Source organism: Pseudomonas sp. GL-B-19 (genome assembly GCF_019956415.1).
Lineage (GTDB): Bacteria > Pseudomonadota > Gammaproteobacteria > Pseudomonadales > Pseudomonadaceae > Aquipseudomonas.
This window is the reverse complement of sequence record NZ_JAHBDK010000022.1, coordinates 1-20,084: the sequence shown is the minus strand read 5'-3', so window position 1 is coordinate 20,084 and position 20,084 is coordinate 1. Positions and strand designations below refer to the sequence as shown.

Genomic DNA, 20,084 nt, shown 5'->3' with positions numbered 1-20,084 from the left:
CATTTCTAAGCATCCGGATCAGTGGCGGGAAGCACAAAGGCACGTCGTCCCTATAAAACGAATGCACACCGGAAAAATTAACGAATGAGAATAAGTATCAGAAAGGAGGTGGAGCGAGAGGAAATACAGAAACTTGGCGAACCCGAAACCTGTAGGAGCAAAGCTTGCTCGCGATAGCGGTGCAACTGCCAAAATCTATGTTGAATGTCAGTCCGTCATCGCGAGCAAGCTCGGCTCCTACAGGGGGGACGGAGTCAGGCGCTGGCGGCCATGGTGTGGCGGCGATGGTGAATCTCGAGTTGATCCTTGATCACCCGCAACACCTTGGCCTCGTGCTCATGGATGAAGAAGTGACCACCACTGAGCATGTCCACGGAAAAACTGCCGTGGGTTTCTTTGCTCCAGCCCATCAGCTGTTCCGTGGTGGCGCGATCAGCCTTGCCACCGAGTACGTGCACCGGGCATTTGAGCAACGGACGCGGCTGCGGCTCGAAGCGCCCGCACAGCAGAAAGTCCGCGCGCAAAACCGGCAGCGTCAGGCTCATCAGCTCTTCGTTGGCCAACACCTCTTCGCTGGTGCCGTTTAGGGTGCGCAATTGCTCGATCAGTTCGGCATCGGTTTTCGGTTCGGCGAAACCGCGATCATAATCAGCACGCATCGTCGGCGCGGCGGTGCCTGAAGCGAATAGCGCCACCGGCTCCGGGCAACCCATCGAACGCAACGCATGGGCCATTTCACAGGCGAGCAATGCGCCCAGGCTATGGCCGAACAACGCGTACGGCGTCTTGAGCGTGGTGATTTGTTCCTGCGCGAGTTGCAACGCCAGACGCCGCATGTCGGTGTGCAACGGCTGGCCAAAGCGCGCGCCACGGCCGGGCAGTTCCACCGGTTGCAGCGTGAGCCACTCCGGCAGTTTGCGTCGCCAGCGGCTGTAAACCATGGCACTTGCGCCTGAATAGGGCAGGCACAGCAATGTCAGCTGGGTCACCGGGCTTACCTCGAAAAGTTGTCTACCAAGAGAACGGATGAGCGCCGCGGAGAATTAGGCGAACACATCCCCCCTGTAGGAGTGAGCCTGCTCGCGATAGCGGTATGTCAGTTAACTTGATGGTGACTGATACACCGCTATCGCGAGCAGGCTCACTCCTACAGGGGGTCTTTATTTCAAATGACGGAAGCTTTGGACGGCGGAACCGAGGACGACAGCCCCCGCCGCAATCGCCAGCCAAAACCCGCTACGAGCCCCGAACCCATCCACCAACCACCCCGAACCGGCCGCGCCAATCGCCACGCCGATGCTCAACCCGGTGACCAGCCAGGTCAGGCCTTCGGTCAGCTTGGCCGGTGGCACGATGCGCTCCACCAAGGCCATGGCGACAATCAAGGTCGGCGCAAAAAACAGCCCGGCAACGAACACCGCCAACGACAATCCAAGAATATTGGTCGCCAGCAGCAACGGCAGCGTCGTCACCGCCGTCGCCACCCCGCCGTATAAGAACAATCGCGGTAACGGCAATTTCGAACGCAATGCCCCGAACGCCAGCCCGGCCATGCATGAACCAATCGCATACACCGACAACACAATACTCGCCGCCGCCGGTTGGCCCTGCTGCTGGGCAAACGCCACACTGACCACATCGACTACACCAACGATGGTACCCATGGCGACCATCAACAGCATCAGCAGCTGAATCTCGCTGGAACGAATGATCGAGCCTTGACGATGTTCTTCATGCGGATGAATCACTGGCTCGGTGTCGCGTTGCAGGACGAACGCTGTCACTCCGATTGCCAGCATCAACAGCGCCGCCAGCGGCCCGGCCTCGGGGAACGCCACCACGCACAACCCCACCGACAACGGCGGCCCGACGATAAAGCACACCTCGTCCAATACCGATTCCAGCGCGTAGGCTGTTTGCAGTTCGGGTTTGCCGCGATAGACCTCGGTCCAGCGCGCCCGGACCATCGCTGACATACTCGGCATGCAACCGGCCAGCGCGGCGAACACAAACAGCGTCCAGTTTGGCGCTTGCAAGCGGGTGCAGAGCAACACCATCAACAACGCCCCGCCACCGATCAGTGCTGACACGGGCAAGATCCGGCGCTGTCCAAAACGGTCCACCAGCCGCGATACCTGTGGCGCGCAAAATGCCGTTGCCAGGGCAAACGTCGCTGCCACGGCACCGGCCAGTCCATAGCCGCCCTGCAGTTGCGAGAGCATGGTGATCAGACCAATGCCGGTCATGGAAATCGGCATGCGCGCGATCATGCCGGCCAGCACGAAGGCTCGGCTGCCGGGGGCTTTGAACAGGTCGCGGTATGGGTTTGCCATGGGGTCGAGTCTCAGCCAGGGCGTGCAAGTTGCCATAAGACTGCCCCAGGGAAAAGTCCGGATTTGTTGGTGGAATGTGAACGTCACTACACCCAACGGCAATCGGTGAGAACCTACGATCACCTTGTACAAAACACTTAGTTCGGCACACCCTCTGACACTTTAACGAGACAATGAAATCGGTCTAATAGAAATTTTGCAGGGTGCAAATGCCTTGACTAGATTTCAATTCATACATGCATACGTCTGAATTTCCCTACGTAGTCTGGTCATAAATAAAGGTCCGGTAGCGAAGACACAATGGAGTCTGGCTATGGACGAGTTACTGATTCTGGTCGACCGACACGGTCGCAAAAAAGGCACCGCTGAGAAATTACAGGCCCATCAACAGGGCCTCTTGCACCGCGCCTTCTCAATCTTCATTTTTGATCGCGACGGGCGCCTTCTGCTGCAACAGCGTGCTCTCGGCAAATATCATTCCCAAGGTTTGTGGAGCAATACCTGCTGCGGTCATCCCCGCCCGGGAGAACGGACCGCTGCCGCAGCGAAACGCCGCTTGCTCGAAGAAATGGGCATCACCTGTCAGTTGCGTAAAGTCTTCACCCTTCTCTACCGAGAACCCGTTTCAAACCAGCTCATTGAGTACGAATACGGGCACATTTACGTCGGCGTCAGCGATTGCGACCCCGTCGCCAACCCCGAAGAAGCCAATGACTGGCAATGGCAACCATTGCCCGAGCTTACCGCACGCATTGCCGCCGCACCCGAGACCTTCACTATCTGGTTCCGCCGGTTGCTCGATACCTGTGGACCCGCTGGGCTAAACACCTGGAAAGACCAAGCGCTAACTGGCCGGCAAGCGGTGGGCATATCGAAAACGAGACCTGGTCATGGATGACAGCCTGCGCCGCCGACCTCCGTCTCGATACTCGGATTACACCGTCGAAGCCGCAGAGCACGAGTTATGGCGGTAAACGCGACTGGAAAACAACCGAAGGGCTAGACTTTCATGGTCTGCTCTGAACTCCCATCAGCACCCGATAGTCATCTGTTGAGGCCCTCACTTCAAAGCGCATGCCAATCTCCCTTCGACTTATCCGGAGTCTCGCGGCAATGGCTGATCTCAATCCCGAACGACAAAGCGACATCGATGCCCACGGCATCATCGGCGACATGCGTAGCGCGGCACTGGTCAATGACAAGGGCAGCGTGGATTTTTTCTGCTGGCCGGAATTCGACAGCCCGTCGATTTTCTGCTCGCTGCTGGATACGCCCGAGGCGGGCATCTTCCAACTTTCCCCGGACTTGCCCGACGCCCGCCGTGAGCAGATTTACCTGCCCGACACCAACGTGCTGCAAACCCGCTGGCTCAGTGAGCGCGCGGTGGTCGAGGTCACCGATCTTTTGCCCATCGGTGACAGTGAGGACGATCTACCGCTATTGATGCGAAGGGTTCGCGTGGTCAGCGGTGAAGCGACGTTTCACATGCACTGCGCCGTGCGTCATGACTACGCTCGCGCCAAGACTCGCGCGCAGATGGATAAAAAAGACGTGACGTTCGTGGCCGCCGATCAGCCGTCCATGCGCCTGTCGTCGGATCAGGTTTTGCGGGTTGATGGCAATGCTGCAGTCGCCGAATTCACCCTCAAACAGGATCAGAGCGCACAATTCCTGCTCGGTGGCCTCGACGACCCGCGCTTCAAGGAGGGAGCCGCCGCCATTTGCCTGGAGCGCACCTTAAAGTTCTGGCGCGACTGGATCGGTCAGTCCAACTATCGCGGTCGCTGGCGGGAAATGGTCAACCGCTCGGCCCTCGCCCTGAAGCTCCTGACCTCGCGTAAACACGGCGCCATTCTCGCCGCCGCCACGTTCGGCCTGCCGGAAACACCCGGCGGTGAACGCAATTGGGACTATCGCTACACGTGGATCCGTGATGCCTCGTTCACTGTCTACGCGTTCATGCGCCTGGGGTTTGTCCAGGAAGCCAACGATTACATGCGTTGGCTGCGTGGACGAGTCAGCGACTGCCATGGCAAGTCGATGAAACTCAACATTCTCTACGCCATCGACGGTCGCCAGGAACTGCCGGAAACCGAACTGTCGCACCTGTCCGGCCATGGCGACGCCACACCGGTGCGCATCGGCAACGGCGCCTATGATCAGGTCCAGCTCGACATCTTCGGTGAGCTGATGGATGCGATCTACCTGGTCAACAAGTATGGCGACGCCATCTCCCATGAAGGTTGGAAACACACCGTGGAAGTGGTCGATCAAGTGTGCGAAACCTGGCAGCAGAAAGACGTGGGCATCTGGGAAATGCGCGGCGAGCAGCACCACTTCCTGCATTCACGGCTGATGTGCTGGGTCGCCCTGGACCGCGCCATTCGCCTCGCCTCCAAACGTTCACTCCCCGCCCCGTTCGCCCGCTGGGACCAGATGCGCCAGGCCATCTACGCCGACATCTGGGAAAACTTCTGGAACGAAGAACACGGCCATTTCGTCCAGCACATCGGCGGCACCGCCCTCGACGGCTCTATGTTGTTGATGCCGCTGGTGCGCTTCGTCAGCGCCAAGGACCCACGCTGGCTCGCCACCCTCCAAGCCATCGAAAAAACCCTGGTGCGCGACGGCATGGTTTACCGCTATCGCAACGACGACGCCCGGATTGATGGCCTCGACGGCACCGAAGGCGCCTTCGCCGCGTGTTCGTTCTGGTACGTCGAATGCCTGGCCCGGGCCGGCCAGGTGGAAAAGGCCCATCTGGAGTTTGAACAGTTGCTGAGGTATGCCAACCCGCTGGGCTTGTATGCCGAAGAGCTGGACAGTCATGCGCGGCATCTTGGGAACACCCCGCAAGCGCTGACGCATCTGGCGTTGATCAGCGCGGCGTGTTTTCTGGATCGGAAATTGAGTGGGGAGAAGAGTTTCTGGCAGCCGTGAGACCGTGGCGCCCCCTTCGTCGGAACGCCGCCCGGAGCAAGCCCGCTCCCACAGGAGTCTGCAATAGCTCGGCAAACGGTGGTCCATTGTGGGAGCGAGCCTGCTCGCGAAGAGGCCATCAGCCACAACACCATGCGCCGACAGAGCCTGTCGGAAATTTCCCGTTTTGCGCTGCCGCTTGTAGGACCGAGACTTGCCCGTGAAGCACTTAAACACACCCACCGAAACATAACAGCCCCGCTCTGGCGAGACTTGGCGGGCGCTACTGCCCTGAAACCTACAAAAGCCAAACAACCATTCCCCCTTCACCCCAACACGGCACATTCCTACGCCCTGAAATACCTTGTTGCCAGTCGTTACATCCCCCCCTAACATCCAACGTCAACGGGTACAGCGGAGCTGTCCAATAAAACCCGAATTCAAGGAACCAGAATGAACCAGCGCATCCACCGCAGCATCGACTCCCCCTTCAGGTCAGGCCTGAACCGCGAGGAATTATGGGAAGGCCCGGACAAAGGCTTGATCAAATGCTGGGAAATCGGCCGCCAACGCGCCGCCCGCTTCCCCGAACTCGCCAATCGAAGCCTTGCCGGGGAACTGCCGGTGCTCGGTTGGAAGGGTGGTGTCAGTCGCAGCCTGAAAAAACTCGAAAAGTACGGATCGCTCAAATACCTGGCGCAGTGGCAAGGTTTGCGCGGGGAGGATCTGGATATTGATTTGAGTGCAGAGCGGGCGTTGGCCTGTTCCCGAACCGGCATGGTGGTGACCTTTACGCCGGATCGGTCGAAGTACTTTAATCAGGTGGCGGAAGTGGAAGCGTAAGCAATAGCACTCATGGTCGATTTACTCCGGCAAGGGCCTGATCAAGAAACCTTTTGATCAGCCCACTCATTTTGATCGGCTGTTCATTGAGTGCAAAGTGCCCGGCATCGAGCATGTGCAACTCGGCATCGGGACGGTCGTTCTTTATGGATTTGGCGCCGTCCTCGGAAAATATAAGATCGTGGACGCCCCAAAGCACCAGTAAAGGCAACTTGGAATCCTTCAAATACGCCTGCCATCGCGGGTACTCGCGGACGTTGTTCTGGTAGTCATACGCGAGCTCCAGTTGTACCGACGCAACCCCCGGCTTTTGCAGAAAAGCGATCTCGTCGGACCATAGGTCAGGATTGAAAGACTCCCGGTTTTTGCGTGCCCCCACATACCGCGCCACACCGGATGAAGGCGCCGGCATACCATCGAGGATCTTCTGCTCATAAGCAGCGCGGTCCTGCCAGAACGCACGACGCAGCTTCCATAAATCACTCAGCCCCGCCTCATGGATCACTGCGTTCTGTACGATCAGTGCCTGTACTCGTTGGGGGTGAGCAAGTGCAAGATGAAATCCAACCGGACCACCATAGTCTTGCATGTAAAGGCTATACCGATTGAGCGCCAACGCCTCGGTAAATGCGGCTATTGTCTTGGCCAGATGCTCAAACGTGTACTTGTAAAGGTGGCGATCAGGCATCTGCGAATGACCGAACCCCGGATAGTCCGGCGCGATACATCGGTAAGACTTGGCCAACAGTGGCAGCAACGGATCGAACATACGTGAAGATGATGGGTATCCATGCAGCAAGAGCAGGATCGGTGCATCCTTGGGGCCTGCTTCACGATAGAAAATTTCCACCCCATTCACCTGGACTGTTCGATAGCGAACACTCTGATCGCTCTCGCCGAACGGGTCCGCACGCGGGGGTTGTCCCTCTCCATTGACGCCGGTTGACCGATTGATTGCCAGTGCGATGGCTGGAGCCGACGCGGCGACCACGCCCGCCATGGCCAATCCAGACAACACGCTGCGTCTACCCAGGCTTTAATTTCTGCTCATGAAAACGCTCTTATTGAGGGAACGCTTCCATTGTCTGCTTCTGAAGCAGCTCGGGAGAGCTACAAACTTGCCAGGTTTAGATAGGTTCTTGCCAAACACTTAGAGGTTGACATGCACGCACAGAAGATCGCCGTTGTCGCCTTCGATGGAATCAGTCCGTATCACCTGTCCTTACCTTGTTTGGTGTTCGGCAATCATCGCGCGGACCTGGGTGTGCCCCCCTACGAGTTCATGGTCTGTTCAGCCGAGGACGGCAAACTACGCACCAGTGGTGGCTTTACCATTGAAACGGTGCACAACCTTAGTGTGCTGTCATCGGCGGACATTGTGATCGTGCCGTCGTGGCGCAATCCGCACGAGCCTGCGCCAATATCCTTGATAGAAGCACTGCGAGCCGCGCACGCGCGTGGCGCACAGGTGGTCGGCCTGTGCCTCGGTGTTTTCGTGGTTGCGCAGACAGGCTTGCTGGATGGTCGTCGAGCGACAACTCATTGGTTGTGGACAAGGCTGTTCACCGAGCGTTTCTCCAACGTGCGGCTTGAAGTCGATAAGTTATATATAGACGAAGGTGATGTTTTGACGTCGGCGGGTAATGCCGCCGGAATGGATTGTTGCTTGCACCTGTTCCGCAAGCATCATGGAGCAGATGTTGCCAACCGTCTCGCGCGGCGCCTGGTCGTACAACCGCATCGCCCAGGCGGACAAGCGCAATTTATCGAGCGCCCGATGCAACACGACGGAGCTGGTGATCGTTTATCAAGCACCCTGGCTTGGGTGCGCGCCAATCTAAATACACCGCACACCATTCGCTCGCTCGCTGACCATGCTCGACTTGGCGAACGAACGTTTTCGCGTCGATTCCAACAAACTACCGGCACATCGGTAAAACGATGGCTTACCGAAGAACGGTTGCTGCTCGCGCAATGCCTGCTCGAGTCGAGTAACAAGCCTATCAACGATATCGCACACGCCGTGGGCTTTACCGATAGCCTTTCAATGCGCCAACAATTTGCGGCAAAACTGCATACCACTCCTTCGATGTATCGGAAGGTATTCCGCATGAGTGAGGGCTATCGGGTCTGAATGCAGTGGTCAACTAATCCCGGACGCGACTTTAAGTTTTTCCTCGGCCTAAGTTGGCGCCAGCCCACCGTTAAACCGATGGAGCTGAATCCAGTTCTACTGATGCATCAAAAAAACGTTATGTTACAGCCTGTACAAGTTTCGATTAGTCAGGCTCGGACTTTACCGTTAGTGGAACGGTCGGGGTTCCCGCATAGAACACAATCAGCTCAACCGGTTCATCCCCACTCTCACCGCGATGAAAGGCGCCGACTATCTCAGGCAATACGTCTCCAGGACCGATGACCAATGTCTTTCCATTGTCCTTGCGGATGACCGTCAGGTGACTGGAAAGAACATAGGCGACATTGACTACCGGATGGGTGTGCCACGGTAGCGAGCTATGTGCCGGGATTTTATAGCGCAGGACCGATACTTCCGGCTGGCCTTCTGGATACTTTCGATATTGAACGCCGTCCCACGACTGCGTTGTTTTCAGTAGCTGCGTTACCTCGACTTGAGGCTCGGCCGCCACAGCCATCGAGGCATGCATGGCGCCAGCAAGCAAGGATAACGAAACCATGAGAACAGTTGCAAAGCGTGTTTTAACAGGCGGATGGCTGGACATCAAATGTTTCCTTAGTTGGACAATAAGGCAGCTGCAGGGCAGTTTAGTGGTGAACAATGTCAGTGACTTTTTTGACAAGCCTTATGATTAAGCTCTACGGCTTTCCATTTCACACCAATAGTGAGGCCAGTCTCTGCGCGTCCCTCTTTCAATGCCTGACAATACCAGACTCTTATCGGACAAACGGAAGCCGGCAAGCTGAATAAGTGTTTAGATGTTTCGACGAACGATCAGCATTACTGTTTTTCTTTCTTTGTGAGCACCAGATACAACATGCATTAATGCTGTAAAGAGTTTTCTCACGAAACATATATTTACACACACTGAAAGACCGTAGCTTTCAAAAAACGCCCCAGGCGTAGTGCAATAGTGCGAATTGCAATATCCCGATCCGCAATTCCCCCTCGCCGCGAAGGGCTATCGCGTCAAGCGCCCCCGACAGTTTCCCTATGCGGTGCCAGCGCTGCTGAATCGACTGCAACACTGACGGAAAACCGCTCGCGATAAGCCTGCGGTGTTACCCCCATAGCCCGCAGAAAACTGCGCCGCAGCGTCTCTTCACTGCCAAACCCGCATTGCACCGCCACCCTTTTAATCGGCACGCCAGTATCGCTGAGCAACCGTCGCGCCGTTTCGACCCGGATCAATTCGATGGCTCGCGCCGGGGTTTGCCCGGTATCGGCGCGGTAGTGGCGCACGAAGCTGCGTTCGCTCATGCCCGCCTGCAAGGCCAGGGTGGGGATGCCGAGGTCCTTGGTCAGATTTTCACTGATCCAGGCATGAAGTTCGTCGAAACGCTCGCCTTCCTTCTGCAAGGACAAGGTCACGCTGAACTGAGACTGGCCGCCCGGACGCTTGAGGAATACCACTAGTTGTTGGGCGACCTCCAGGGCCAAATTGCGGCCAAGATCCTCTTCGACCATGGCCAAGGCGAGGTCGATACCTGCCGTGACACCGGCCGACGTCCAAACCGGCCCGTCGTTGATGAAAATCGGATTAGGTTCGACGTGAAGGCGCGGATGCTTCTGCGCCAACTGCTCGCAGCGCGTCCAGTGTGTCACCACTCGACGGCCATCGAGCCAGCCACTGGCCGCCAGCAAAAACGCCCCGGTACATACCGACGAGACACGCCGGCAAGCCGCTGCATGTTCACGCACCCATGCCACCAGAGCCTGATCTTCTGCGGCCGCATAAACGCCCCAGCCACCGGCAATGACCAGCGTGTCACTACCGTCCTCGGGCAACGCTTCAGCCAACAGCGCCAGGCCCGCCGACGACATCACCGCCCCGCCACCGCTGGCAATCACCGAAGGCGCATAAGGCGGCGGCAGCCCTTTCTGGCGGGCAATATCGTTGGCCGAAGCGAACACCTGCAAGGGCCCGGTGACGTCGAGCAGTTGCACATTGGCAAACGCGAGCACGTGAATGGTTTTCGGCATGATTGGCGTAATTCGTGGGGTTATTGGCGGATACGCCAAATCCTACGAGCCTAGAGTGAAGACGTCCACCCACTTCAGGAGAAATAAGCCATGACGTTGCAGATCGGTTTTCTGTTGTTTCCTCAGGTTCAGCAACTCGACCTGACAGGCCCTTACGACGTATTGGCCTCATTGCCGGACGTAAAGGTGCACTTGATCTGGAAAGACCTGGTGCCCGTCACCGCGAGCACGGGGCTAATGCTGAAACCGACCATGACGTTCGACGATTGCCCGGCGCTGGATGTGATCTGCGTTCCCGGCGGCGGTGGCGTCGGGCCATTGATGGAGGATGAACAAACACTGGCATTCATCAAGGCTCAAGCCACCAACGCGCGGTATGTCACCTCGGTGTGCACCGGTGCGCTGGTGCTCGGTGCCGCGGGATTGCTCAAGGGCAAACGGGCGACGACCCACTGGGCCTATCACGAGTTGCTCAAACCACTGGGCGCGATCCCGGTGAAAGACCGAGTAGTGCGCGATGGCAATCTGCTGACCGGTGGCGGGATTACCGCAGGGATCGATTTTGCCCTGACCCTGGCGGCTGAACTGTTCGACAAAGACACGGCGCAACTGGTGCAGTTGCAACTGGAATATGCCCCGGCACCGCCATTCCAGTCGGGCAGCCCTGAAACAGCGCCGCAAAGTGTTCTGGCCGAAGCGCATCGCCGTGCAGCCGCCTCGCTTGAGCAACGGACGCAAATCACCGAACGGGCGGCGGCCAGACTCTAAGCACCGCCAGACTTTTCGACAGGCGAAAAAAAAACCCGCCGAAGCGGGTTTTTCCCAAGACCATTGTCGACTCCCTGTCGGTAGCCAATCCTTGCTGATGGTCGATCATCCGTGATCCTGAAGCGCTTCCTGTGCTTCAGTTGATGGGGCTAGATTACGTGTCGGATCCAATCTGCAACAGACGACATAGCTACCACCGCGTGTAAGACATTCGCTATAAGCGCCCTTCCGTAAACCCTTAGATGCCTAAGGCATCCCGCCTACAAGCCGCGCGTTTAGCGACCTGCGCCTCCACCACCCTCACGCTCGTGGGCTTTGGCGCTTTCAATCAGATACTGTTCTATGTTGTTCATCTGCTCTTCCCAACCACGGCTGTCCATGCGAAACGCTTTTTCGCGACGCGCCTGGGGAACGTGGTCGAAACCGGATTCAGACACCTTGAGCAGCGTGCCGTTATCCATGTCTTCGAGCTCGAATTTCACCAGCGTGGTCGGCTCCTGGGAGTAGTCGAGTTCCGGGTTGACGGCATAAGGGTGCCAGCGAAATGAAAACAATCGCTCCGGCTCGACCCGCTCGACCAGGACATTCCACAGCAAATGCTCGTAACCGGGGTACGTGACCTGCCCCTGAGTCCACTCACCGGCGACGAAACGCTTGCCTTCCAGTGCCACGCCAAACCATTGCCCGAATGCTTCGGCATTGGCCACCGCGCGCCAGACATGCGAACGCTTCGCTTTGAGCAGGATCTTCCTTTCGATGCGATCTGATGCTGGATTCATATGTCACCTCCTGTAATGAACAGTAGGTCAGTAAGACCACAAGACCAACCCTAAAATGTCCCAATCGCTTGCCGCGATCAACCATGTCCGCAATATTCGGCCACATTTGCGTGCATAAGTTCGGGTATGCAGACGAGACAGTTGGCTGGCAGTGCACCTTCGGCAGGTCATCCTCAGTCGGCAATTGGCTACACTGCTCCCCAATTCCCCTTGTCACAGCGAGTTTCCTCCATGTACTCACGCTTTTTCCTGGCGCTGGCGCCTGTGATGTTTACCTCAATGGCTGTCGCCGTGGATTGCGACAACGCCACCGACCAGGCCACGATGAACCAATGCGCGGCGCAGCAGCATGCAGCGGCCGATAAGGAATTGAATGCGTTGTATCAGCAAATCACCACGCGCCTGAAAGGCGAGCCCGACCGCAAGAAGTTATTGGTGGGGGCACAGCGGGCGTGGGTCGCATTCCGGGATGCCGAGTGCACGTTTTCAGCGTCGGGGGTGGATGGGGGCAGTTTGTATCCGTTGGTCTACAGCAACTGCACCACGGACTTGACCAAGGCGCGGGTTCAGACGTTCAAGAATTATCTGAAGTGCCAGGAGGGGGATGTGGGGTGTCCGGTGCCCGGGGTTTGATGATTTTTTGATCTTGAGGGCCTCATCGTCGGAACGCCGCCCGGAGCCGGCTCACTCCCACACTGGAACTGTGAACGCAGGACCAATGTGGGAGCGAGCCTGCTCGCGAAGGCGTCAGATCAGGCAGAACCGATTACCGCACAAACACCTGCGCCGTGGTAATCGCCATATCACCACCCGGCAATTTGATGCTGCCAACCTGCTTGAGGCTATCGGCATCAAAAATCGCCACATCGTTAAACGTCCCGGCCAGGTAGATCTTGCTGCCGTCCTTGTTGAAGGAAATACAGTAGTAGGAATGATCCAGCGTCGCTGCCTGTAGCATTTTCTTTTCCTTGATGTCGTACTTGGCCAAGCGGTTGAGCACCCCGAACATCAGGTTCGGGTCCTTCGGCGAACGCATACCGCTGAAGTAGATTTCCGTCAGGGGACCGAAGTCGGTGGTTTCGGTCTTGCCGGTTTTCAGGTCGATGCTGAACAGCCCGTAGAGGTATTCGGCGGTCAATGGGTCCTGCTTCTTGTCCTTGAATTTCGCCGCGGTGTAGAGCAGCGAGAAGTCATGGCGATAGGTCTGCTGGTTCCACACGTAGAGCACGTCCGGTGCGCTGTAGTTCGGGCGTTTCCAGTGACGGCTGGGGATCAGCACGTCGAACTTGCCGGTTTTCACATTGACCTTGTAGACATCTGCCCCGGCCACGTACAGCGTGCCGTCATCGCCACTTTGCATGATGGTCAACTGCCGAGGTGCCGGGAAGCTGCGCACGGGTTCGGCGTCCATGCCAGCGTCGGTGGCATAGACATCAAGCCGCGGTTGCTGCACCTCGTAGCGGTCATTGAGCATCAGCGTCGGGTTGGCAATAGCGAACAGTTCCTTGCCGTCGTGGCTGAGGGTGAAGGCGAACATCGACTTCGCTTTCTCCCCCGGTTTCTGGGTGATGCTGGCGTGAAACACCTGCTTGCAGCTGTCCAGCTCGACGCCATAGATATCGGCGTAGTGGTTGTTCAATACGTAGGCGGTCTTGCGATCCGGCGACAGCTGCACGGTGCCGGGGCCGAAGGCGTCGGGCATCTTGCAGGTCTTGAACAGGGTGTCAGTGCCCAGGTCGATCACGTGCAGGTTGTTCGGGTAATTGGTGGTCACCATGTACTCGTGACCGTCTTGCAGTGCTGTGTTTTCATCGGCCAGAACAGTGAACGAACAAGTGCTCAGGACGGCGAATGCGGCCAGGCCGCAGGCTTTGATGCTGTGCATGCTGGAATCCTTCTTCTTATCTGATCACTTGTCTTTGGGGAAGACAGTGCCGAGGTTGCGCCAGTTTTCGTTGGACGCCTGGGCATCCTTGTTCCAGTCCGGGTAGGTGCTCATCATGTCGGGCACCTGGGCCGGCCACCAGCACGGGTCGGAGCAGCCATACAGGTCGGCTTCCATCGGCTGGCACAACGACGACACCCCGCCAAATGCATCGATTTCCCAACCTGGGTCGGTGGTCGAGGCGCAGCCCGCAACGGAGCTCATCGCCACCACTTCTTCGATACGGTTTTCGGCCGCGGCCTCATCCAGTTTCAGCGCTTTATTATTGATTGCCTTGAGATGTTTCATATCAGTGAGCCTTGCGCGGAGTGATGTAGCTGCTGATAAACGCAGGGTTATGGGCCATGATCCGGGTGTAGACCTCGATGCCGAAATCGACCCAGTCACGCATCAGTTCGCAGTAGTGATAGGTCGGGTGGGTCGGGTCGCCGTATCGGGCGTAGCTCTCGTGGTAGCAACCACCGGAGCACAGGTTGCGGATCTGGCAGTCCTCGCAACCGGTGTTGGTGCGGTCGAGGCGCTGGGACAGGAAGTCGTTCAACTCCACCTGTTTGACGCCACTGTGCACGTTGCCGAAGGTCGGCAGTGATGAACCGGTGAAGCGATGGCACAGGTTCAGCTCGCCCTTGTGATCCACCGCCAGCATCTTCAGGCCCGCGCCGCACGGCAGCGCTTTTTTGTGGCCTTCGTGGATGTCGGTGATCAGCTGGTGCAGGTTGGAAAAACCGATGTTGCGATGTTCCAGCGCGGCTTCCAGGTAACGCCGACCGAGCTTCTTCATGTTGGCGAAGACTTCGATCAGCTCGTCGCTGGACAGGTTGAAAGTGCTGATGTCGCCCGACGTCACCGGGGCAAACCCGACTTCGGCAAAACCGAGTTCGTTGAACAGGTGATCCCAGATGGTTTCGACATCGGTGACGCCAGTGGTCAAAGTCACCCGCGCGCCAACTGGACGGCTGTTGTAGCGCGACAGCAGCATCTCGGCCTTGCGCCGCACCACGTCATACGTGCCCTGCCCGCCCACGGTGATGCGGTTGCGGTCGTGCACGGTTTTCGGCCCGTCGATACTGACCGAGAGCCCGAAACGGTGGGCGTTGAGGTAGTCCACGGTTTCTTCAGTGAGCAGCGTGGCGTTGGTGGTCATGACGAATTCGACGAACTTGCCGGCCTCGCGGAAACGCTTCTCGCAATAATCGACCATGTACTCAATCAGCTTGCGATTGCTCAGCGGTTCGCCACCGAAGAACACCACGGTGAAACGTTCTTCGTCCGGGGATTCGCGCAGCAGCATTTCCACCGACGCGACCGCCGTTTCGACGTCCATTTTCTTGCCGGCCGACGGCTTGTCGAGGTCTTCCTTGTAGCAGTAGGTGCAGCTCAAATTGCAGCCGGTGTTGACGTTGAGCACCACGGTATTGATCGCCGTGCGTTCGACCCGTTTAGTGCCGATGTCCGGGGTCAGTGGCGAACCGTCGCTGACCAGTTCCAGGGCCATCAGCTCACGCAAGGTCTCGGTGACTTCTTCGCCGTTGAACCGCGCCGCGAGGCGCTGGATCAGGTCGTCCGATGTGCAACCGGGACCGCGCAAGGTATCGATGATGGTGCCGGTCAGCTCATCGCTGGCGAACAGCGAACTGCTGGGGATATGAAACAGCATGCGGTCGGCGTCGACATGCACTTCGTGCAGGTTCCGTTCAACCAGATTCAAAATAGCGCCCATTGCAACCTCCTGTGCAAACCCCGTCTGACGGGGCCTGCGGTCATTCCGAAAAGTGTCTGAAGCCGTATGGATCAGCCAACTCATGGAATGGGTGGATTGTTCCAGCGTTGCACGGTGACGATCATGTGGCCTTCGCCGGTCAGGGATTTCCCTGCGTCGTCGACGGCGGCGATCACCTTGAGATTGCCGGCGTTATTGGTGGACATTTTGCGCTGCGGGTTCGGCCCGGCATCGCCAGGGGTGAACACGCCGGTGTCAGCCTGCATGGTGCCGGCGAACTTGACGTCTTCGTCTTCCTTGGCGCGGTCATCGAAGGCTTCGACCTTCCATTGCGCCGGGAACACACCGATGCGATACGGCTTGCCGTCGGCGCCTTTGCCCCAGGCTTCAGCGTCGAAACGGCCCTGGACTTTCGGCGTTGAACCACCGCCCTCGCCGATCCGCGAGACCGAGAACTCCGGCACGACTTTGACTTCGGCGATTGTGCCGTAGACCGACAGGGTCGGACCTTTCAGTGAGCCAACGGAGACGTTGCGCAGACCCGGTTGAGCGTTGGCGGCGGCCTTGAGTTTGACCGTGATCCGTTCCGGGCTCTGCTCGACGACTTCGACCACTTCCACACCTTTGCCAAAATCCGGTTTGCCGGTGAGGCCGCTGCCGATGAGGGTGACTTCGGTTTCGCTACCGACCTTCAAATAACCCGGCTGCACCGCCAGCAGACGGTTGGAACCCTGCTTGGCGGCAACGAAGTCCAGTCCGCGTTCATCATGCTCGGCCTCAAACATCCTGCCCTGCATCGCATTGCCTTGAACGGCGAACACCTGGCGCATGGTCACGCCGTCGATGGTCACGTTGCCGCGCCATTCGTAGCCGGTGTACAGAATTGCGCTGCCGTCGCCATTGAACGGAGTGCCGTCGGCATACTGGCCTTTGACGCTGATCTTGAAGGTGTCGCTACCGTCGGCACTGACGGTCATCACACCGGCCAATTCGCCCTTGCCCGGCAAGTGGCCGCTGAAGCTCCAGTTACCCACCAGCGCAGCGGATTTCGGCGCGACGCTTTGCCATTTTTTCCAGGCCGGGTTGTCCAGCGGATAACGCTTGGCCAGCAGCGGCACCATCTCTTTGCGAGCGATGTCGAACCAGTCGCGGTCCCGGGCCAGGGCCTGATATTCGAGGGACGGCCATTGGCCGAGGTGGAAGTTCACCAGACGCTCCCACTCCTGGGCCGGACGCCGTTGCAGGGCGACCCGCGCACCGGAGTGGCAGCGGCCACACATCTGACTGGTCTGATCGTCGAATTTCTCGACAGTATTGAGCCGGCGTTCCAGCGCATACCGCACGCCATCGGTCTCGCTCGGCGCCAGGCCTTGGGTGTCCGCCAGGTACTTGACCAGGGTGCGACGGTCGTCATCGCTGATCTGCAAACCATGCATGGTTTGCATCCGGGCGATGGTCATCAGCCAGCCTTCCGGGGTCTTGCGCTGGTGGCTGATGCGACTGAGGGCGTTATCGGCTTCGGGGGTGTGACAGCCCTGACAGGTTTCCTTGAGGATGGTCTGGGCGTCGCGGGCTGCCAAGCTATAAGGCGAATGCAGCGCCGCACAGGCGGCCACGGCCAGCAGGCTGGCGCTCAGGCCTGATCGGAGTTTTCTCTTCATCAACGTCGAACCTCGCACGGTGCGTTCTTATTGTTGTGGCTTATCGTTTTTATGGTTTCTACCGCCGGCGGCGAACCGCTGACGGAGGCAAGAGAAACGTCTGCGATGAGCAATACACGGAGCGTGCCAGCTTGCCGATATCCTTCTTTATCAATCAGTTGCGCGAAAACATCGGCGCTCGAACCGCTTTCGACGAGATCGCCTGCGTCTAATATCGCGACAGTTGTTGCAGTCTGAGACAAGCATAGATGCCCAGTTGAAACAGCTCATCGCCCGACGATTGACGGCCCGGGGATGCGAGTGCGAAATGATTGTTCATCGATTGCCAGCAAGGGGATAAAAAATGGCAAGCATCACTGTCTTGGCGGGGGACTTTCTGCAGGGTGATGGAGAGTACAGGGACGGCGTTTTCACCCTCAGGACGTCGCTTCACCCATGGCCCGGCCTCACCCTCCCACTCTCATCGTTCAAGCGTGTGGAAGTCGCTAACGAGCAGTCGATCAACAACATCAAGGATGCCATCGGGTTCGGCGTGGCGGGCGCCATGCTGCTGGGCCCCATCGGCGCGATTGCCGGGTTCATGTTGGCCGGCAAAGAGACGGAAGTGACCTTTCTGGCCACGCTCAAGGATGACAGGACGTTACTGGCGGCCGTCGATAGCAACACGTTCGAGGATATTTCCCGAAGAATCCCTTCATGATCACATCAGCAAGGGCCGCACCACACACGGTGGTGCGGCTGACGCAGGTTCAACTTAAAAACGTTGGAGGAACGCCTTTGTGTGCGTTGATCTCTTGCTGCATCTGCGCCACCAGCGTCGTAATTGCATGGGCCGTGTCCAGTTCCCAGACGGGAACGTTGGTCGCCACCAGGTCCACTTTGCCGGTCATGCAATCGCAGACCCGAATCGTCATTGACTGATCCGGGGCCATGCTGCAGGTGCATATCGAGGGCAGAAAACTCTGCTCAATGATGCTTTGAATCTCCAGGGTTGAAAGGTTCATCACAACCTCCCTTGCGCGAGATGTGTGGCCGGGGAGATGTTCCGTCATTTCACCCACCGAGCCAGAAAATTCTAGACCCCATCACCGAGGGTCTCAAGGTCGCAACCGGGTTGCTCGTCGTCTCAGCGGCTGTCGCAATTTGCGAAAAAAAGCCCCTGCATCCTTCCTTTTGCGTCTGGCGAGTCCCAGCCAATCAAAGGCTCGCCTGACCTTGCGGCGACTTGGCACAGGCATTGCGAAAGCCCTGTTCTCACGAACAATAAGAGGCTTCGCCATGTCGCTCCCTAATTTGCTTCCCGCCACCTCCGCGTTCATCCAGCGCGCACCGCGCATGCTGATCGGCGGTGACTGGGTCGAGGCCGCCGACGGCCAGACCATGCCCCTGCACAACCCGGCCACCGGCGAAGTGCTGTGTGTGGTGCCACGGGCTACACCGGACGATGTCGACCGTGCCGTACTCGCCGCGCGTCTGGCTTTTGATGATTCGGCCTGGACCCGCACCCGCCCACGCGAGCGGCAGAACCTGCTGTGGAAACTTGCCGACCTGATGCAACGCGACGCCGAACTGCTGGCGCAACTGGAATGCCTGAACAACGGCAAAAGCGCCGCCGTCGCCCAAGTCATGGACGTGCAACTGGCCATCGATTTCCTGCGTTATATGGCCGGTTGGGCGACCAAGATCGAAGGCTCCAGCGTCGAGGTGTCGTTGCCGTTGATGCCCAACGATCAATTCCACAGCTTCATCCGTCGCGAAGCGGTGGGCGTGGTGGGCGCCATCGTCGCCTGGAATTTCCCGCTGTTGCTGGCCTGCTGGAAACTCGGCCCGGCCCTCGCCACCGGTTGCACCGTGGTGCTCAAACCGGCGGATGAAACCCCGCTGACGGCGCTAAAACTCGCCGAACTGGTACTGGAGGCCGGCTACCCCGAAGGCGTGTTCAACGTGGTCACCGGCACCGGCATCACCGCAGGCTCTGCCCTGACGCACAACCCGCTGGTGGACAAGCTGACCTTCACCGGCTCTACCGCCGTGGGCAAGCAGATCGGCAAGATCGCCATGGATTCCATGACCCGCGTGACCCTGGAGCTGGGCGGAAAATCACCGACCATCGTCATGGCCGACGCCGACTTGAAAAGCGCCGCAGCCGGTGCCGCCAGCGCGATTTTCTTCAATCAGGGCCAGGTGTGCTGCGCTGGCTCGCGGCTGTATGTGCAGCGCAAGCATTTCGACAATGTGGTGGCGGACATCGCTGGCATCGCCAACGCCATGAAGCTCGGCAACGGCCTGGACCCTAGCGTCGAGATGGGACCGTTGATTTCGGCGCGGCAGCAGGAACGGGTTTATGGGTACATCGAAAAGGGCCGGGAAAGCGGCGCGACCATCGCCTGCGGTGGCGAGCGGTTCGGACCGGGCTTTTTCGTCAAGCCGACGGTGATCGTCGACGTCGATCAGAAGCATTCGCTGGTGCAGGAAGAGATTTTCGGCCCGGTGCTGGTGGCGATTCCGTTCGATGACGAAGCCGATGCATTGCGCATGGCCAATGACAGCCCTTACGGGTTGGGGGCGAGTATTTGGTCAAATGATCTGGCGGCGGTGCATCGGATGATTCCACGAATCAAATCGGGTTCGGTGTGGGTCAATTGCCACAGCGCCCTGGACCCGGCGCTGCCATTTGGCGGGTACAAAATGTCGGGAGTCGGGCGGGAGATGGGGTATGCGGCGATTGAGCATTACACCGAATTGAAGTCGGTGTTGATCAAGCTCTGATTTGCGGCGCCCTTTCGGGCGCCATCGCGAGCAGGCTCACTCCCACAAGGGATCTGTGTTCAACACAAAACCAATGTGGGAGCGAGCCTGCTCGCGAAGGGGCCAGACCGGCCCCTACAAATCTCAGGGCTTGAACCCTTGAGCCAACAACCACCCCCGAACCACCC

19 protein-coding genes are annotated in these 20,084 nt (G+C 58.3%); 8 read left to right on the top strand and 11 right to left on the bottom strand.

Going from position 1 to position 20,084, the window contains the following annotated elements; genetic code table 11:
• Positions 1 to 254: 254 nt before the first annotated feature.
• Both KGB06_RS09175 and KGB06_RS09170 read right to left on the bottom strand, forming a co-directional pair.
• Positions 255 to 989 (bottom strand): thioesterase II family protein, encoded by a 735-nt coding sequence (locus KGB06_RS09175; protein WP_223514284.1) that lies wholly within the window; start codon positions 987 to 989, stop codon positions 255 to 257.
• Positions 990 to 1,160: 171 nt separating this feature from the next.
• Entirely contained in the window at positions 1,161 to 2,333 is a 1,173-nt protein-coding gene (locus tag KGB06_RS09170) for an MFS transporter (RefSeq protein WP_223514281.1), read from the bottom strand.
• A gap of 313 nt (positions 2,334 to 2,646) precedes the next feature.
• On the opposite strand from KGB06_RS09170, the gene idi reads away from it, so the two are divergent.
• The 3 genes from idi to KGB06_RS09155 all read left to right on the top strand — a co-directional run bounded on the left by idi (position 2,647) and on the right by KGB06_RS09155 (position 6,095).
• Complete coding sequence (gene idi, locus KGB06_RS09165) at positions 2,647 to 3,231, top strand: isopentenyl-diphosphate Delta-isomerase (protein ID WP_223514277.1); 585 nt, start codon at positions 2,647 to 2,649, stop codon at positions 3,229 to 3,231.
• A 215-nt stretch (positions 3,232 to 3,446) separates the two neighbouring features.
• The gene (locus KGB06_RS09160) at positions 3,447 to 5,273 is read left to right on the top strand and encodes a glycoside hydrolase family 15 protein (protein ID WP_223514262.1); all 1,827 of its coding nucleotides are present in this window, start codon (positions 3,447 to 3,449) and stop codon (positions 5,271 to 5,273) included.
• A 432-nt stretch (positions 5,274 to 5,705) separates the two neighbouring features.
• The gene (locus tag KGB06_RS09155) at positions 5,706 to 6,095 is read left to right on the top strand and encodes a hypothetical protein (protein ID WP_223514260.1); all 390 of its coding nucleotides are present in this window, start codon (positions 5,706 to 5,708) and stop codon (positions 6,093 to 6,095) included.
• A gap of 10 nt (positions 6,096 to 6,105) precedes the next feature.
• On the opposite strand, the gene KGB06_RS09150 is transcribed toward KGB06_RS09155, so the two are convergent.
• Positions 6,106 to 7,095 (bottom strand): alpha/beta fold hydrolase, encoded by a 990-nt coding sequence (locus KGB06_RS09150; protein ID WP_223514257.1) that lies wholly within the window; start codon positions 7,093 to 7,095, stop codon positions 6,106 to 6,108.
• A gap of 162 nt (positions 7,096 to 7,257) precedes the next feature.
• Here KGB06_RS09150 and KGB06_RS09145 point away from each other — a divergent pair, with 162 nt between their 5' ends.
• Positions 7,258 to 8,229, top strand: a complete 972-nt coding sequence (locus tag KGB06_RS09145; RefSeq protein WP_223514254.1) for a helix-turn-helix domain-containing protein — start codon at positions 7,258 to 7,260, stop codon at positions 8,227 to 8,229.
• A 145-nt stretch (positions 8,230 to 8,374) separates the two neighbouring features.
• On the opposite strand, the gene KGB06_RS09140 is transcribed toward KGB06_RS09145, so the two are convergent.
• Both KGB06_RS09140 and KGB06_RS09135 read right to left on the bottom strand, forming a co-directional pair.
• Entirely contained in the window at positions 8,375 to 8,836 is a 462-nt protein-coding gene (locus KGB06_RS09140) for a cupin domain-containing protein (RefSeq protein WP_223514247.1), read from the bottom strand.
• Positions 8,837 to 9,261: 425 nt separating this feature from the next.
• Entirely contained in the window at positions 9,262 to 10,275 is a 1,014-nt protein-coding gene (locus tag KGB06_RS09135) for a GlxA family transcriptional regulator (protein WP_223514246.1), read from the bottom strand.
• 90 nt (positions 10,276 to 10,365) lie between these two features.
• On the opposite strand from KGB06_RS09135, the gene inhA reads away from it, so the two are divergent.
• The gene (inhA, locus tag KGB06_RS09130) at positions 10,366 to 11,043 is read left to right on the top strand and encodes an isonitrile hydratase (RefSeq protein ID WP_223514244.1); all 678 of its coding nucleotides are present in this window, start codon (positions 10,366 to 10,368) and stop codon (positions 11,041 to 11,043) included.
• 275 nt (positions 11,044 to 11,318) lie between these two features.
• Here the strand turns inward: inhA and KGB06_RS09125 are convergent, their stop codons facing one another.
• A complete protein-coding gene (locus KGB06_RS09125; RefSeq protein ID WP_223514243.1) occupies positions 11,319 to 11,822 on the bottom strand; it encodes an SRPBCC family protein in 504 nt (167 codons plus the stop codon).
• A gap of 231 nt (positions 11,823 to 12,053) precedes the next feature.
• Between KGB06_RS09125 and KGB06_RS09120 the strand changes: the two genes are divergently transcribed.
• Positions 12,054 to 12,455, top strand: coding sequence for a lysozyme inhibitor LprI family protein (locus KGB06_RS09120; RefSeq protein ID WP_223514241.1), 402 nt, complete (start codon positions 12,054 to 12,056; stop codon positions 12,453 to 12,455).
• A gap of 133 nt (positions 12,456 to 12,588) precedes the next feature.
• Here KGB06_RS09120 and peaD read toward each other — a convergent pair whose 3' ends face one another.
• From peaD to peaA, 4 genes are all read right to left on the bottom strand, one after another.
• Positions 12,589 to 13,707 (bottom strand): quinohemoprotein amine dehydrogenase subunit beta, encoded by a 1,119-nt coding sequence (gene peaD / locus KGB06_RS09115; RefSeq protein WP_223514239.1) that lies wholly within the window; start codon positions 13,705 to 13,707, stop codon positions 12,589 to 12,591.
• Positions 13,708 to 13,731: 24 nt separating this feature from the next.
• On the bottom strand, positions 13,732 to 14,055 hold the full coding sequence (gene qhpC, locus KGB06_RS09110; RefSeq protein WP_008145336.1) for a quinohemoprotein amine dehydrogenase subunit gamma: 324 nt from the start codon (positions 14,053 to 14,055) through the stop codon (positions 13,732 to 13,734).
• A gap of 1 nt (position 14,056) precedes the next feature.
• Positions 14,057 to 15,487 (bottom strand): quinohemoprotein amine dehydrogenase maturation protein, encoded by a 1,431-nt coding sequence (gene peaB, locus KGB06_RS09105; protein WP_223514238.1) that lies wholly within the window; start codon positions 15,485 to 15,487, stop codon positions 14,057 to 14,059.
• A gap of 80 nt (positions 15,488 to 15,567) precedes the next feature.
• Complete coding sequence (peaA, locus tag KGB06_RS09100) at positions 15,568 to 17,148, bottom strand: quinohemoprotein amine dehydrogenase subunit alpha (protein WP_223514236.1); 1,581 nt, start codon at positions 17,146 to 17,148, stop codon at positions 15,568 to 15,570.
• Between the two features lie 343 nt (positions 17,149 to 17,491).
• Between peaA and KGB06_RS09095 the strand changes: the two genes are divergently transcribed.
• On the top strand, positions 17,492 to 17,848 hold the full coding sequence (locus KGB06_RS09095; protein ID WP_223514223.1) for a hypothetical protein: 357 nt from the start codon (positions 17,492 to 17,494) through the stop codon (positions 17,846 to 17,848).
• Positions 17,849 to 17,897: 49 nt separating this feature from the next.
• On the opposite strand, the gene KGB06_RS09090 is transcribed toward KGB06_RS09095, so the two are convergent.
• The gene (locus tag KGB06_RS09090; protein WP_223514221.1) at positions 17,898 to 18,152 is read right to left on the bottom strand and encodes a DUF1652 domain-containing protein; all 255 of its coding nucleotides are present in this window, start codon (positions 18,150 to 18,152) and stop codon (positions 17,898 to 17,900) included.
• Positions 18,153 to 18,426: 274 nt separating this feature from the next.
• Between KGB06_RS09090 and KGB06_RS09085 the strand changes: the two genes are divergently transcribed.
• A complete protein-coding gene (locus tag KGB06_RS09085; protein ID WP_223514218.1) occupies positions 18,427 to 19,917 on the top strand; it encodes an aldehyde dehydrogenase family protein in 1,491 nt (496 codons plus the stop codon).
• Positions 19,918 to 20,084: the final 167 nt, after the last annotated feature.

Excerpts from the sequence above, each read along its gene's own strand:
- peaA (WP_223514236.1), bottom strand. The coding sequence starts at position 17,148 with ATGAAGAGAAAACTCCGATCAGGCCTGAGCGCCAGCCTGCTGGCCGTG.
- KGB06_RS09140 (WP_223514247.1), bottom strand. The coding sequence starts at position 8,836 with ATGTCCAGCCATCCGCCTGTTAAAACACGCTTTGCAACTGTTCTCATG.
- KGB06_RS09085 (WP_223514218.1), top strand. The coding sequence starts at position 18,427 with ATGTCGCTCCCTAATTTGCTTCCCGCCACCTCCGCGTTCATCCAGCGC.
- KGB06_RS09170 (WP_223514281.1), bottom strand. The coding sequence starts at position 2,333 with ATGGCAAACCCATACCGCGACCTGTTCAAAGCCCCCGGCAGCCGAGCC.
- KGB06_RS09095 (WP_223514223.1), top strand. The coding sequence starts at position 17,492 with ATGGCAAGCATCACTGTCTTGGCGGGGGACTTTCTGCAGGGTGATGGA.
- KGB06_RS09125 (WP_223514243.1), bottom strand. The coding sequence starts at position 11,822 with ATGAATCCAGCATCAGATCGCATCGAAAGGAAGATCCTGCTCAAAGCG.
- KGB06_RS09120 (WP_223514241.1), top strand. The coding sequence starts at position 12,054 with ATGTACTCACGCTTTTTCCTGGCGCTGGCGCCTGTGATGTTTACCTCA.
- KGB06_RS09160 (WP_223514262.1), top strand. The coding sequence starts at position 3,447 with ATGGCTGATCTCAATCCCGAACGACAAAGCGACATCGATGCCCACGGC.
- KGB06_RS09135 (WP_223514246.1), bottom strand. The coding sequence starts at position 10,275 with ATGCCGAAAACCATTCACGTGCTCGCGTTTGCCAATGTGCAACTGCTC.
- qhpC (WP_008145336.1), bottom strand. The coding sequence starts at position 14,055 with ATGAAACATCTCAAGGCAATCAATAATAAAGCGCTGAAACTGGATGAG.
- peaD (WP_223514239.1), bottom strand. The coding sequence starts at position 13,707 with ATGCACAGCATCAAAGCCTGCGGCCTGGCCGCATTCGCCGTCCTGAGC.
- peaB (WP_223514238.1), bottom strand. The coding sequence starts at position 15,487 with ATGGGCGCTATTTTGAATCTGGTTGAACGGAACCTGCACGAAGTGCAT.
- idi (WP_223514277.1), top strand. The coding sequence starts at position 2,647 with ATGGACGAGTTACTGATTCTGGTCGACCGACACGGTCGCAAAAAAGGC.
- KGB06_RS09145 (WP_223514254.1), top strand. The coding sequence starts at position 7,258 with ATGCACGCACAGAAGATCGCCGTTGTCGCCTTCGATGGAATCAGTCCG.
- KGB06_RS09090 (WP_223514221.1), bottom strand. The coding sequence starts at position 18,152 with ATGAACCTTTCAACCCTGGAGATTCAAAGCATCATTGAGCAGAGTTTT.
- inhA (WP_223514244.1), top strand. The coding sequence starts at position 10,366 with ATGACGTTGCAGATCGGTTTTCTGTTGTTTCCTCAGGTTCAGCAACTC.
- KGB06_RS09150 (WP_223514257.1), bottom strand. The coding sequence starts at position 7,095 with ATGGCGGGCGTGGTCGCCGCGTCGGCTCCAGCCATCGCACTGGCAATC.
- KGB06_RS09155 (WP_223514260.1), top strand. The coding sequence starts at position 5,706 with ATGAACCAGCGCATCCACCGCAGCATCGACTCCCCCTTCAGGTCAGGC.